Below are 15,212 nucleotides of genomic sequence, written 5' to 3' on the forward strand. Positions count from 1 at the left end.
ATGAAAAACGCTGCCGAACTTTGGCACAATGTATTATCTGTAATCGAGGAAGAACAACGTACCCCAAAAGCGAGTTACGACATGTGGTTAAAGTCTACCGAAGGGGTCACGCTCAACGGCACGACGTTAATCGTCTCGGCACCAGCCGCATTTACCGTCACCTGGTTGGAACGTCAGTACTTATCTCTATTAGAAGATACCGTCGAAGAAGTGACAGGAAGCCGGCTTGATATTCAGTTCATCGAGGAAGGTCAGGCAAAACATATGCTCGATCGTCAAAATGAGGAAGAAGAAGTGATCGAAGTCGCACCGGCGAAGACTAAAACACAAAAGGCCCGTAAGTCCTCTGATGAACTGGTCATGAGTGAACTCGGACAGTTGAATGAAAAATATACGTTCGATACGTTTGTCATCGGATCAGGTAATCGTTTTGCACACGCTGCTTCGTTAGCTGTAGCGGAAGCCCCGGCTAAAGCGTACAATCCGCTTTTCATCTATGGTGGCGTCGGACTGGGGAAAACGCACTTGATGCATGCGATTGGTCAATATGTTCAGGACCAGAAGCTGGGGACAAAAATCGCGTACGTTTCCTCTGAACAGTTTACGAACGACTTCATCAACTCCATTCGGGATAATAAAACGGTTCAGTTCCGCAATAAATATCGCAACATCGATGTTCTATTAATCGATGATATTCAGTTTCTTGCCGGAAAAGAGCAGACGCAGGAAGAGTTTTTCCACACGTTTAATGCCTTGCATAACGATCAGAAACAAATCATCATCTCGAGTGACCGTCCACCTAAAGAAATTCCGACGCTTGAAGACCGGTTGCGTTCCCGTTTCGAGTGGGGTTTGATTACAGACATCACACCACCGGATCTCGAAACACGAATTGCGATTCTTCGTAAAAAAGCGAATGCGGAACAACTGGATGTTTCCAATGAAGTCATGCTCTATATCGCGAGCCAGATCGATACGAACATTCGCGAACTCGAAGGGGCCTTAACCCGCGTCATTGCCTACGCCAACCTGGTCGGACGCACCATTGATCCGAATGTTGCCGCTGAAGCATTGCATAATATCATGCCTGCGAGTGAACCACGGAAAGTCACGATTCGTGATATTCAGGAATCGGTCAGTAAACACTTTAATCTGCCGTTTGATGACTTAAAAGCTAAAAAACGGACGAAGTCGATTGCTTTCCCCCGGCAGATTGCCATGTACCTGTCGCGGGAGATGACAGAAAGCTCATTGCCGAAGATTGGTGAGGAGTTTGGGGGACGTGATCACACGACCGTCATTCATGCACACGAAAAAATCAGTACACTTGTCAAATCGGATGGAGAAACGGGAAAAGTCATCGAACAAATCAAGCATGAATTGAAACATTCGTAAACCTGTGGATAAGCTGTGGATAAAAGAGGCTAGTTATCCACAAGTTATCCACACGCGTTTTGGCTCTATACCAAGTTATCCACCGACTTATCCACACTATCCACAGCCCCTAATACTATTATTAAAAAAATATATTATTATGTTATGATGATGTAACGCCCATTTTGAGAGGAGCTTAACGACAATATGCATATTACAATTCAACGGGATACTTTAATCCAAGCAATTCAAGATGTAGCAAAAGCTGTTTCATCCCGGACAACGATTCCGATCTTAACGGGAATCAAACTCGAAGCCCACGGAGACGGTATGACGCTGACAGGAAGCGATACAGAAATCTCAATCGAACGGACCATCTATGCAGAAGAGAACGGTACTTCCTATGTCACGGTCCATCGTGCAGGCAGTGTCGTCTTGAATGCCCGCTTCTTTGGGGATATCGTCAAGAAGTTACCCACAGACGAAGTAATCCTTGAAGTTTCACCCAACTTCATGACACGGATTCAATCAGGTACGGCAGAATTTCACTTGAACGGACTTGATCCGGATGAATTCCCGCGCTTACCGCAAGTCGACGGCGGACAACAGTTCCGTTTACCGGCTGATTTGTTACGGTCAATGATCCGTCAAACGAGCTTTGCCGTCGCCGTACAGGAAACACGTCCTGTATTGACGGGTGTTAACTTCTCGGCGGACAAGGACATCCTGACATGCGTCTCGACAGACAGTCACCGACTGGCGTTACGACGGGCCCAGTTTGAGACGGACAATGAGATTTCGTTCCAAAACGTCATCGTACCGGGAAAAAGCTTAAACGAATTATCCAAATTACTTAGTGATGGTCACGTCGACATTACGATTACGAATCAACAGATCCTGTTTAAGATGAAACACGTCTTATTCTTCTCGCGTCTGCTTGACGGCAACTATCCGGATACATCCCGTTTGATTCCGGAAGAGTACCGGACAGCAGTCCGCATGAATGCGAAGGAATTACTTCAAGCAATCGACCGTGCGTCACTGCTTGCACGGGAAGACCGCAACAACGTCATCAAGTTCGCAGCAGAAGGCACGACGGCAGTCGAAATTTCTTCGCACTCACCGGAAGTCGGTAAAGTGTCGGAACAAGTCAGTATCTTATCGCTTGAAGGAGAAGAGCTGAAAATCTCGTTCAACTCGAAGTATATGATGGATGCGTTAAAGGCACTCGACGCAACGGATATCGAAATCCAGTTCACCGGTTCGATCCGACCGTTCATCCTGCATCCGGTTGATCAAGACAACGTCCTGCAACTGATCCTTCCTGTTCGAACAGCATGATTCATACCCAAGGAACCTTCTAAGTTCCTTGGGCTTTTTTTGAAATCCGTATATACGTTCGTTCATTTTGCCAAATCGTAAGTTTTTTAGTACAATAAAGAGTACGTCATTTATAATATGTAGGTAGGAGGAGTCAAACCATGAATCAAATCAAGATTTCAACAGAATATGTCACATTAGGTCAGTTCCTGAAACTTTCTGATATCATCTCGAGCGGTGGACAAGCTAAACCGTTCCTCGCCGAGGTACCCATTCTTGTCAACGGTGAAGTCGATCAGCGACGCGGTCGTAAATTACGGGATGGAGATGTGATTGACGTAGAAGATTACGGTCAGTTCATCATTAAGAACGAGGGAAACTAACGTGCGACTAGATTCGGTCCGGCTCAGTCACTATCGCAACTATGAGTCGTTGGAATTATCTTTTTCAGAAAAGACGAATGTGCTGATTGGGGAGAATGCGCAAGGGAAGACGAATCTCCTGGAAGCCATTTATGTTCTTGCCCTTGCGAAGTCTCACCGGACGACGCATGACAAAGAATTGATCCAGTGGGATGCCGAGACAGCTCGTGTCGAAGGACGGATTCATAAAAGAAGAGGATCTCACTCGCAGGAAATCGCGATTTCGAGTCGCGGTAAAAAAGCGAAGCTGAATCATCTCGAACAGCGCCGGCTCAGTGATTATGTCGGTGCGTTGAATATCGTGCTGTTTGCACCAGAAGACTTACACATCGTCAAAGGCAGTCCACAAATCAGACGTCGCTTTTTGGATATGGAAATTGGTCAGGTCAGTCCGGTCTATCTACATGAACTCAGTCAGTATTTAAAAGTTCTCAAACAGCGGAATGCATTGCTGAAACAGTTATCGATCAAAGGTGGAGATGAGACGTTCCTCGATGTCTTGACGGAGCAGATGATTACGCTTGCCGTTAAAATCGTTCAGCGCCGTCATCACTTCATTGCCCAGCTGGAAAAGTGGGCACGTCCGATTCATGAAGGAATCAGTCGTGGACAGGAACAGCTCGTCCTTATTTACCGTTCGGATACATTTAGCAATGATTTGCTCGATGTTGAAGGAATGACTGCTTCTTACGTGCAGAAGTTTGGTAAAATAAAGACAAACGAAATCCGAAGAGGTGTGACCCTGTTCGGTCCGCATCGGGATGACTTCGAAATGGAAGTCAACGGTCGGAATGTCCAGACCTATGGTTCACAAGGACAACAACGGACAGCAGCACTCTCTTTGAAATTAGCAGAGATTGAATTGATTCATGAAGAAGTGGGGGAATATCCGTTGCTACTTCTCGACGATGTCTTATCCGAGCTCGATGATCATCGTCAAACCCATTTGCTCGATACGATGCAACAAAAAGTGCAAACCATTCTGACGACCACGAGTGTCGATGGAATCGCACATGAAACGATCAAACAGGCGAAGTTGTTCCACGTGAAACAGGGGGCCGTCATTTTGGAAGAGACATCATACAAAGAAATAGTAGGTGAGAAAACCGATGAGTAATCATGAAGATATGGAATTAGAACAAGGGTACGGTGCCGATCAGATTCAGGTGCTTGAAGGTCTAGAAGCCGTTCGGAAACGTCCGGGTATGTATATCGGATCGACTGCATCGAAGGGGCTTCACCATTTAGTATGGGAAATCGTCGATAACTCGATCGATGAAGCACTTGCAGGGTATTGCGATACGATCAAAGTTACGATTGAACCGGGTAATTCGATTCTGGTTGAAGATAACGGACGGGGAATCCCGGTCGATATCCAGGAAAAAATGGGACGTCCGGCAGTCGAAGTTATCCTGACAGTCCTTCACGCCGGCGGTAAATTCGGCGGCGGCGGATACAAAGTATCCGGTGGTCTTCACGGTGTTGGGGCATCTGTCGTTAACGCACTCTCGACGAAACTTGAAGTTTTCGTCAAACGGAATGAAAAACTGTATTACCAGGCGTATCACCGCGGTGTACCTGCTGCGGATTTAGATATCATTGGCACGTCGGAAGAAACCGGGACGATGATCCGTTTCTTCCCGGATGATGAAATCTTCCAGGAAACACTCGAATACGATTATGATCTGCTTGCGACACGACTTCGTGAGCTGGCATTCTTAAATAAAGGACTGACGATCGAAATTACGGATGATCGTGCGGATGAACCGATTACGCGCAGTTTCCATTACGAAGGCGGAATCAAGTCGTACGTCGAGCATTTAAACCGTTCGAAAGAAGTCGTCCACGAAGAACCGGTTTATGTACACGGTAACCGGGACGGGATTGAAGTTGAAGTGGCGTTGCAATATAACGATGGTTTTGCAGCCAACATCTACTCGTTCACGAACAATATCCCGACACATGAAGGTGGAACACACGAAACCGGTTTTAAAACGGCTTTGACACGTGTCATCAATGATTACGCGAAAAAATTCGGTCTGATGAAAGAAGCCGACGGTACGTTGTCCGGGGAAGATGTGCGTGAAGGGATGACGGCAATCGTCTCGATCAAACACCCGAATCCACAGTTCGAAGGACAGACGAAAACGAAACTTGGGAACTCGGATGCACGGACGGCAACGGATACGTTGTTCTCGTCTGCGTTTGAACAGTTCATGATGGAGAACCCGACAAGTGCCCGTGCAATCGTCGAAAAAGGAATGATGGCGTCCCGTGCCCGGATGGCTGCGAAACGTGCCCGTGAATTAACACGACGCAAAGGAGTCCTTGAAGTGAGTTCACTTCCAGGAAAGCTTGCCGACTGTTCATCACGTGATGCGACGATTTCCGAAATCTACATCGTTGAGGGTGACTCGGCGGGTGGTTCAGCGAAATCTGGACGTGATCGTCATTTCCAAGCCATCTTACCGATCCGAGGTAAGATCTTGAACGTCGAAAAAGCACGCCTGGATAAGATTCTCGGCAGTAACGAAATCCGGACGATCATTACGGCGCTCGGAACAAGTATCGGTTCTGAATTCAATATCGAAAAAGCCCGGTATCACAAAGTCATCATCATGACCGATGCCGACGTCGATGGTGCCCACATCCGGACACTGTTATTGACATTCTTCTACCGTTACATGCGTCCGCTGGTCGAGCACGGTTACGTCTACATTGCCCAACCGCCGCTTTATGGAATCAAACAAGGGAAAAACATCACGTACGTGCACAACGAACGTGAGTTGAACGAAGCATTAGCAGCACTTCCGGAAAACGCACGATACGACATTCAGCGTTATAAAGGTCTCGGTGAGATGGATCCGGAGCAACTGTGGGAAACCACGATGGATCCGAGTGGTCGTCAAATGCTGCGTGTCGAATTACAGGACGCGATCGAAGCAGATGAGGTCTTTGACATTTTGATGGGAGACCAGGTAGAACCACGTCGTGACTTTATCCAGTCGCACGCCCACTATGTGAAGAACTTGGATATTTAACGTTGAATAGAGAGGGTGGCCATACGAATGTCCGATCAACAAGGGATCATTAAAGATATCAACATCAGTCAAGAAATGCGTACATCCTTCATGGATTATGCGATGAGCGTTATCGTCGCACGTGCTTTACCCGATGTCCGTGACGGTTTAAAACCGGGTCATCGTCGTATTTTATATGCGATGAATGACCTTGGTATCCGCGCGGATAAACCGCATAAGAAGTCTGCCCGTATCGTCGGTGAAGTCATCGGTAAGTATCACCCGCACGGTGACTCTGCTGTTTACGACACGATGGTTCGGATGGCGCAGGACTTCAGTTACCGGTATGAACTCGTCGACGGTCACGGAAACTTTGGTTCTGTCGACGGCGATTCAGCCGCTGCCATGCGATATACGGAAGCCCGTATGTCAAAAATCGCGATGGAAATCATTCGCGATATCAATAAAAATACCGTCAATTTCAAAGATAACTACGATGGATCGGAACGGGAACCGGAAGTGTTACCATCCCGCTTCCCGAACTTACTTGTCAACGGTTCGAGCGGGATTGCGGTCGGGATGGCGACGAACATTCCGCCTCACCAACTCGGTGAAGTCATCGATGGTGTCCTTGCCTTGTCGCATAATCCGGACATCACGATTTCCGAACTGATGCAGCATATTCCAGGACCAGATTTCCCGACAGCCGGTGAGATCTTGGGACGCAGCGGAATCCGACGTGCTTATGAAACCGGACGCGGATCGATCATCGTTCGGGCAAAAGCCGAAATCGAGCAGACGAAAAAAGATCGTGAACGGATCATCGTGACGGAGTTGCCGTACCAGGTCAACAAAGCCCGTCTCGTTGAAAAGATTGCCGATCTCGTCCGTGAGAAGAAAATCGAAGGTATCACTGATTTACGTGATGAATCCGATCGCCGCGGTATGCGTATCGTCATGGAGATTCGCCGTGATGCCAACGCGAGTGTCATTCTTAACAACCTCTATAAACAAACGTCGATGCAGACGACATTTGGTGTGAACATGCTGGCAATCGTCAGTGGCCGTCCGCGTACATTGACGCTGAAAGAAATGTTGTATCACTATCTCGAGCACCAAAAAGAAATCGTCCGTCGCCGGACGCAGTTTGATCTCGAGAAAGCAGAAGCACGGGAACATCTCTTAGCTGGTTTACGGATTGCCCTTGATCATCTCGATGAAGTCATCAAGATCATCCGTGCGAACCGGACAGCGGATGCTGCCCGGGAACAGTTGATGGACCGGTTTGCCTTATCCGAGAAACAATCACAGGCGATTCTTGATATGCGCCTGCAGCGGTTAACGGGACTTGAACGTGAGAAGATTGATGCGGAGTATGACGAAATCATGCAATTGATTACGGAACTTAAAACAATTCTCGAAAGCGATGAAGTTTTGCTTGAATTAATCCGGACAGAACTCGAAGAAGTGAAAGAACGCTTCAACGATCAACGCCGGACTGAAATTCGGATGGACCACATCGAATTCGAAGATGAAGATTTGATTCCGGAAAAAGATATCATCATTACGTTGACGAGCAGCGGCTACATCAAACGCTTGACGACGGATTCGTACCGCGCGCAGCGCCGTGGCGGACGCGGTGTCCAAGGAATCGGCACGAACGATACGGATTATGTAACCCGTCTGTTGTCGTGTTCGACACATGATACGATTCTCTTCTTTACGAATCGTGGAAAAGTCTACCGGATTCGCGGGTATGAAGTACCGGAGATGAGCCGGACTTCGAAAGGTGTACCAATCATCAACTTGATTCAAATCGAACGCGATGAGAAGGTCGAAACGATGATTCCGGTCAACTTCAAACGTTACCTTGAAGAACAAGAGGCAGCGGAAGCGACCGAGAACATCATTGATGTCGAAGTCACTTCGGAAGAGGCACCGGACAGTCTTGAAGAACCGGAAGAAGCGCTCGATGCAGAAGAAGTGATGCAGGATGAACAGAAATCGTTGATCTTTATGACACGCAAAGGTCGGGTCAAACGTTCACCGTTATCTGCTTACGCCCGGATCAATAAAAATGGATTGATTGCGATTCGTCTGTTTGAAGATGATGAATTGACATCGGTTCGTCTTGCTTCGACGGAAGATGAGGTCTTTACTGTCTCGAATACCGGAAAAGCTATCCGCTTCCCAATTACGAACGTTCGCTCAATGGGACGTGGTGCTCGAGGCGTCAAAGCGATGAACTTATCGGCAGACGCTATCGTCATCGGAATGGAACTGGCCCGTGATGAGCAGGATGTACTCGTCATTACGGAAAAAGGTTTCGGGAAACGGACACCAATGACAGAGTTCCGCACCCAGTCACGTGGTGGTAAAGGATTGATTGCCAGTAAAGTGACAGACCGTGTCGGACAAATTGTTGCGCTCCGGATTGTTGATGTCGATGATGACATCATGATCATGACGGAAAGCGGCATCGTCATTCGGACCGATTCACAAAACATCTCAAGTGTCGGACGTAATGCACAAGGGGTCAAAGTGATTCGAATCGAAGAAGGCGATCGTGTCGCGACAGTTGCAAAACTGAAAAAAGAAGATGCTGTCGAGGAAGAAAATGCTGTATTAGAAGAAGGCGAAACGAGTTTGGAAGAACAGACCGTTTCAACTTCTGAGATGAACAGCGATGCTGAGCCGACAGAAGAATAAAACGAAGTAGAACGATGTACAGCAGAGTGGGGACAATCTTGTCTTTACTCTGCTGTTTTTCTAAAAAATCACTCAAGGGAAGGAACGAGACAACGATGCGCGTGGCAAGTGAGCGACTTATTCTTGGTGACCGGATAACCGAGTCTCTGTTTTTACATACGGATATTCCAATCGTTGAAGCTGGAAAAAAGATTGGAACAGATGAGTTACGACGAATCAAACGATTTTTGATTAAAGAAGTAGATATCGAGGAACGGCCTGAAGGGATGATGGAAGCATCGATGACCGATCAGGAACTGGAAGAGATAGAAGAAGACAGTCTATTTGATCCGTTGATTGAAACCTACAATCAGGTATTCACTTCCTGGGAGCAAGGATTAGTTCCAAATGTCTATGATGCGTTGAGATGGGTGAAGGAATCCATGCCGGATCTGGTGCGACGGGAAGATATCTTACCGTACTTCCTGGAGCGAGGAACAGAAGCGTACACCGTGCGACATGCAATTTACCGGGGAGCGATTGCTCAATTGCTTGCGGAAGCAGCCGGAAAAGAGCGCAAGATGATTCATGATTTATGGGTGGCGTCCTATTTTGCGGACTGTGGATTGGCCCGTATCATGGAATGGCGTCACACAAAGCGGTATGAAGCGATGCAACAAGAAATCTTTCACCGTCATCCTGCGATGGCGTTCCAAGCTTTACAAAAAGAGAACATCATCTCCGATACAGTGAAACGGATGATCGTTCAACATCATGAGCGGCTGGACGGTTCCGGATATCCTTTGAAAGTCAAAGGGGATAAAATCATGGATCATACGAGACTGTTCATCGTAGCGGATGTCTTTGCAGCCATGACCAGTTGGCGCCCATACCGTGAAGCTTATAAGGTCTATGATGCGTACTGTCATTTAAAAGCGCGACCTATGCAGTACGATTCGAAGTATGTCATGCTTCTTGGACAGTTATTATTACCGATAGAATCAGGTGATCGCGTCTTGATGAGTAACGGGAAGATTGCAACGGTCCTCCGAAAAAACAGTGTATTTGACCGCCCGGTGATTACGTATGAAGAACATAATCAGCGTATTGTTAAAGACTTGATGGAGGAACGGCAACTGAATATCATTCAGCTTATGGATTAAAGACCAGCATCATGTGTACTATATATAGAAGAAACGCTCTCTTTTTCGTCATAAATTCGATGGAAAAAAGAGTTTTTCTTTTTTATAAAAAAACACTTGTACAATAATAAATCCCATGGTATATTATTTCTTGTCCTTAAGAGGACGAGCGCACTGCCGGAAACAAGAAAAAACTTCTTTCAAAAAGTTGTTGACTTATTGTTTCAGACTTGGTATTCTAATTGAGTCGCCAAAACAGGCGCGGACGAACTTTGAAAACTGAACGATGAGGCAAAAAACGTATCTTCGGATACAAACAATGAATGAAGCGCAAGCTTCGTCAACGTGACTTCTGTCACACAACGAGCAAGTCAAACACTTTATGGAGAGTTTGATCCTGGCTCAGGACGAACGCTGGCGGCGTGCCTAATACATGCAAGTCGAGCGCAGGAAGCTCACGGAACTCTTCGGAGGGAAGTGAAGGGAATGAGCGGCGGACGGGTGAGTAACACGTAAGGAACCTGCCCCAAGGATTGGGATAACTCCGAGAAATCGGAGCTAATACCGAATAGTTCTTCAGACCGCATGGTCTGATGATGAAAGGCGCTCCGGCGTCACCTTGGGATGGCCTTGCGGTGCATTAGCTAGTTGGTGGGGTAATGGCCCACCAAGGCGACGATGCATAGCCGACCTGAGAGGGTGATCGGCCACACTGGGACTGAGACACGGCCCAGACTCCTACGGGAGGCAGCAGTAGGGAATCTTCCACAATGGACGAAAGTCTGATGGAGCAACGCCGCGTGAGTGATGAAGGTTTTCGGATCGTAAAACTCTGTTGTAAGGGAAGAACAAGTACGAGAGGTAATGCTCGTACCTTGACGGTACCTTGCGAGAAAGCCACGGCTAACTACGTGCCAGCAGCCGCGGTAATACGTAGGTGGCAAGCGTTGTCCGGAATTATTGGGCGTAAAGCGCGCGCAGGCGGCCTTTTAAGTCTGATGTGAAAGCCCCCGGCTCAACCGGGGAGGGTCATTGGAAACTGGAAGGCTTGAGTACAGAAGAGAAGAGTGGAATTCCATGTGTAGCGGTGAAATGCGTAGAGATGTGGAGGAACACCAGTGGCGAAGGCGACTCTTTGGTCTGTAACTGACGCTGAGGCGCGAAAGCGTGGGGAGCAAACAGGATTAGATACCCTGGTAGTCCACGCCGTAAACGATGAGTGCTAGGTGTTGGGGGGTTTCCGCCCCTCAGTGCTGAAGCTAACGCATTAAGCACTCCGCCTGGGGAGTACGGCCGCAAGGCTGAAACTCAAAGGAATTGACGGGGACCCGCACAAGCGGTGGAGCATGTGGTTTAATTCGAAGCAACGCGAAGAACCTTACCAACTCTTGACATCCCCTTGACCGCTTGAGAGATCAAGTTTTCCCTTCGGGGACAAGGGTGACAGGTGGTGCATGGTTGTCGTCAGCTCGTGTCGTGAGATGTTGGGTTAAGTCCCGCAACGAGCGCAACCCCTATCCTTAGTTGCCAGCATTTAGTTGGGCACTCTAGGGAGACTGCCGGTGACAAACCGGAGGAAGGTGGGGATGACGTCAAATCATCATGCCCCTTATGAGTTGGGCTACACACGTGCTACAATGGACGGTACAAAGGGCAGCGAGACCGCGAGGTGGAGCCAATCCCAGAAAGCCGTTCCCAGTTCGGATTGCAGGCTGCAACTCGCCTGCATGAAGTCGGAATCGCTAGTAATCGCAGGTCAGCATACTGCGGTGAATACGTTCCCGGGTCTTGTACACACCGCCCGTCACACCACGAGAGTTTGCAACACCCGAAGCCGGTGAGGTAACCGCAAGGAGCCAGCCGTCGAAGGTGGGGTAGATGATTGGGGTGAAGTCGTAACAAGGTAGCCGTATCGGAAGGTGCGGCTGGATCACCTCCTTTCTAAGGAAAACGTCCCTTACGGGACATGCCCATCGTTCAGTTTTGAGAGCTCGTCTCTCAGTCTCGAAAGAGACACTCGCACCTTGAAAACTGAAGACATCAACAAGACATCAAATTTTTATAACCATGTCATTAGACGTGTGTTCTTAGAATACCAAAATGCTAGATCAAGGTATGAAGGGCGTACGGTGGATGCCTTGGCACTAGGAGCCGATGAAGGACGCGACGAACAGCGATATGCTTCGGGGAGCAGTAAGTATGCTTTGATCCGAGGATTTCCGAATGGGGGAACCCACCATCCGTAATGGGATGGGACATGTTACATGAATACATAGTGTAGCGTGAGGCAGACCCGGGGAACTGAAACATCTAAGTACCCGGAGGAAGAGAAAGCAAATGCGATTCCCTGAGTAGCGGCGAGCGAAACGGGAACAGCCCAAACCGGAGAGCATGCTCTCCGGGGTTGTAGGACACTCTATACGGAGTCAAAAAGGAAGACAGTAGGCGAACGACCTGGAAAGGCCGGCCGAAGAAGGTGACAGCCCTGTAGCTGAAACTGTTTTCCCTCCAGAGTGGATCCTGAGTACGGCGGGACACGTGAAACCCCGTCGGAATCCGGGAGGACCATCTCCCAAGGCTAAATACTCCCTAGTGACCGATAGTGAACCAGTACCGTGAGGGAAAGGTGAAAAGCACCCCGGAAGGGGAGTGAAATAGATCCTGAAACCGTATGCCTACAAGTAGTCAGAGCCCGTTAATGGGTGATGGCGTGCCTTTTGTAGAATGAACCGGCGAGTTACGATAGCGCGCGAGGTTAAGCTGATGAGGCGGAGCCGTAGCGAAAGCGAGTCTGAATAGGGCGCCATAGTGCGTTGTCGTAGACCCGAAACCAGGTGATCTACCCATGTCCAGGATGAAGGTCAGGTAACACTGACTGGAGGTCCGAACCCACGCACGTTGAAAAGTGCGGGGATGAGGTGTGGGTAGCGGTGAAATGCCAATCGAACCTGGAGATAGCTGGTTCTCCCCGAAATAGCTTTAGGGCTAGCCTCGAGGTTGAGAGTTCCGGAGGTAGAGCACTGATTGGACTAGGGGCCCCCACAGGGTTACCGAATTCAGTTAAACTCCGAATGCCGGCAACTTATACTCGGGAGTCAGACTGCGAGTGATAAGATCCGTAGTCAAGAGGGAAACAGCCCAGACCGCCAGCTAAGGTCCCAAAGTGTATGTTAAGTGGAAAAGGATGTGGCGCTGCCTAGACAGCTAGGATGTTGGCTTAGAAGCAGCCACCATTCAAAGAGTGCGTAATAGCTCACTAGTCGAGTGGCGCCGCGCCGAAAATGTAACGGGGCTAAACATACCACCGAAGCTGCGGATTCCGTAAGGAATGGTAGGGGAGCGTTCCAAACCGCTGTGAAGCTGTACCGTAAGGAGCAGTGGAGCGTTTGGAAGTGAGAATGCCGGTGTGAGTAGCGAAAAGAGGGGTGAGAATCCCCTCCGTCGAAAGCCCAAGGTTTCCTGAGGAAGGCTCGTCCGCTCAGGGTTAGTCTGGACCTAAGCCGAGGCCGAAAGGCGTAGGCGATGGATAACAGGTTGATATTCCTGTACCACCGATCCACCGTTTGAACAATGGGGGGACGCAGGAGGATAGTGACGCATGCGGATGGAAGTGCATGTGTAAGTTTCGAGACCGTCTGATTGGCAAATCCGTCAGGCATCAAAGTCGAGGAACGATGCGGAGTCCCGTAGGGACGAAGGTCACGATTTCACACTGCCAAGAAAAGCCTCTAGTGAGGTGGAAGGTGCCAGTACCGTAAACCGACACAGGTAGGCGGGATGAGAATTCTAAGACGCGCGGGATAACTCTCGTTAAGGAACTCGGCAAAATGGTCCCGTAACTTCGGGAGAAGGGACGCTCTACATGAGTAGAGCCGCAGTGAATAGGCCCAAACGACTGTTTAGCAAAAACACAGGTCTCTGCTAAATCGCAAGATGACGTATAGGGGCTGACGCCTGCCCGGTGCTGGAAGGTTAAGGGGATGGGTTAGCGCAAGCGAAGCTTTGAACCGAAGCCCCAGTAAACGGCGGCCGTAACTATAACGGTCCTAAGGTAGCGAAATTCCTTGTCGGGTAAGTTCCGACCCGCACGAAAGGCGTAACGATTTGGGCACTGTCTCAACGAGAGACCCGGTGAAATCATAGTACCTGTGAAGATGCAGGTTACCCGCGACAGGACGGAAAGACCCCATGGAGCTTTACTACAGCCTGATATTGAGGCTTTGTGCATGATGTACAGGATAGGCGGGAGACGTCGAGACCGGAGCGCCAGCTTCGGAGGAGTCACCCTTGGGATACCGCCCTTCATGCATAGAGTCTCTAACTCGCAGCCGTCATCCGGCTGGAGGACCGTGTCAGGCGGGTAGTTTGACTGGGGCGGTCGCCTCCTAAACAGTAACGGAGGCGCCCAAAGGTTCCCTCAGAATGGTTGGAAATCATTCGTAGAGCGCAAAGGCAGAAGGGAGCTTGACTGCGAGACCTACAAGTCGAGCAGGGACGAAAGTCGGGCTTAGTGATCCGGTGGTTCCGCATGGAAGGGCCATCGCTCAACGGATAAAAGCTACCCTGGGGATAACAGGCTGATCTCCCCCAAGAGTCCACATCGACGGGGAGGTTTGGCACCTCGATGTCGGCTCATCGCATCCTGGGGCTGGAGTAGGTCCCAAGGGTTGGGCTGTTCGCCCATTAAAGCGGTACGCGAGCTGGGTTCAGAACGTCGTGAGACAGTTCGGTCCCTATCCGTCGTGGGCGCAGGAAATTTGAGGAGAGCTGTCCTTAGTACGAGAGGACCGGGATGGACGCACCGCTGGTGTACCAGTTGTTCCGCCAGGAGCATCGCTGGGTAGCTACGTGCGGACGGGATAAATGCTGAAAGCATCTAAGCATGAAGCCCCCTCCAAGATGAGATTTCCCTTTGAGTAATCAAGAAAGACCCCTCAGAGACGATGAGGTAGATAGGTCACGGGTGGAAGCATGGCGACATGCGGAGCTGAGTGATACTAATCGGTCGAGGCCTTGTTCTAGCAGATGCATTGTTGATGACTTCAGTTTTGAGGGCGCGAGCCCGTCGTCTGGTGACGATAGCCAAGTGGTCACACCCGTTCCCATGCCGAACACGGAAGTTAAGCACTTGAACGCCGAAAGTAGTTGGGGGCTTCCCCCTGTGAGGATAGGACGTTGCCAGGCAAGTGAAGGACCGATCTGCATTTTGCAGGTCGGTCTTTTTGTGTTATGTGAAACTTCTGATT

General features: G+C 49.2%; 7 protein-coding genes and 3 rRNA genes. All 10 read left to right on the plus strand.

The genetic code is table 11. The features are described 5' to 3' along the window. Entirely contained in the window at positions 1-1,395 is a 1,395-nt protein-coding gene (gene dnaA, locus AC3IRK_RS00005) for a chromosomal replication initiator protein DnaA (RefSeq protein WP_114596780.1), read from the plus strand. Positions 1,396-1,581: 186 nt separating this feature from the next. Continuing rightward, positions 1,582-2,715 carry a DNA polymerase III subunit beta gene (dnaN, locus tag AC3IRK_RS00010; RefSeq protein WP_012368916.1) on the plus strand — a complete coding sequence of 378 codons (1,134 nt, stop codon included), beginning with the start codon at positions 1,582-1,584 and terminating at the stop codon, positions 2,713-2,715. A 140-nt stretch (positions 2,716-2,855) separates the two neighbouring features. Beyond that, positions 2,856-3,077: a S4 domain-containing protein YaaA gene (yaaA, locus tag AC3IRK_RS00015; RefSeq protein ID WP_012368917.1), complete on the plus strand. Its 222-nt coding sequence runs from the start codon at positions 2,856-2,858 to the stop codon at positions 3,075-3,077. A 1-nt stretch (position 3,078) separates the two neighbouring features. Next, a complete protein-coding gene (recF, locus tag AC3IRK_RS00020; RefSeq protein WP_426354381.1) occupies positions 3,079-4,233 on the plus strand; it encodes a DNA replication/repair protein RecF in 1,155 nt (384 codons plus the stop codon). 10 nt (positions 4,234-4,243) lie between these two features. Then, on the plus strand, positions 4,244-6,157 hold the full coding sequence (gene gyrB / locus AC3IRK_RS00025; protein WP_214855375.1) for a DNA topoisomerase (ATP-hydrolyzing) subunit B: 1,914 nt from the start codon (positions 4,244-4,246) through the stop codon (positions 6,155-6,157). A gap of 27 nt (positions 6,158-6,184) precedes the next feature. Further along, the gene (gene gyrA / locus AC3IRK_RS00030) at positions 6,185-8,845 is read left to right on the plus strand and encodes a DNA gyrase subunit A (protein ID WP_188004963.1); all 2,661 of its coding nucleotides are present in this window, start codon (positions 6,185-6,187) and stop codon (positions 8,843-8,845) included. Between the two features lie 95 nt (positions 8,846-8,940). After that, positions 8,941-9,987: an HD-GYP domain-containing protein gene (locus tag AC3IRK_RS00035; protein ID WP_489170232.1), complete on the plus strand. Its 1,047-nt coding sequence runs from the start codon at positions 8,941-8,943 to the stop codon at positions 9,985-9,987. A gap of 358 nt (positions 9,988-10,345) precedes the next feature. Beyond that, positions 10,346-11,907, plus strand: a 16S ribosomal RNA gene (locus AC3IRK_RS00040). Between the two features lie 165 nt (positions 11,908-12,072). Then, positions 12,073-14,987, plus strand: a 23S ribosomal RNA gene (locus tag AC3IRK_RS00045). 47 nt (positions 14,988-15,034) lie between these two features. Then, positions 15,035-15,150: ribosomal RNA gene (rrf, locus tag AC3IRK_RS00050) — 5S ribosomal RNA — on the plus strand. The 16S, 23S and 5S rRNA genes sit together here, the layout of an rRNA operon. Positions 15,151-15,212: the final 62 nt, after the last annotated feature.

The sequence above is a fragment of the Exiguobacterium sp. GL_137 genome (assembly GCF_057834585.1).

Excerpts from the sequence above, each read along its gene's own strand:
- dnaA (WP_114596780.1), top strand. The coding sequence starts at position 1 with ATGAAAAACGCTGCCGAACTTTGGCACAATGTATTATCTGTAATCGAG.
- dnaN (WP_012368916.1), top strand. The coding sequence starts at position 1,582 with ATGCATATTACAATTCAACGGGATACTTTAATCCAAGCAATTCAAGAT.
- yaaA (WP_012368917.1), top strand. The coding sequence starts at position 2,856 with ATGAATCAAATCAAGATTTCAACAGAATATGTCACATTAGGTCAGTTC.
- gyrB (WP_214855375.1), top strand. The coding sequence starts at position 4,244 with ATGGAATTAGAACAAGGGTACGGTGCCGATCAGATTCAGGTGCTTGAA.
- gyrA (WP_188004963.1), top strand. The coding sequence starts at position 6,185 with ATGTCCGATCAACAAGGGATCATTAAAGATATCAACATCAGTCAAGAA.
- AC3IRK_RS00035 (WP_489170232.1), top strand. The coding sequence starts at position 8,941 with ATGCGCGTGGCAAGTGAGCGACTTATTCTTGGTGACCGGATAACCGAG.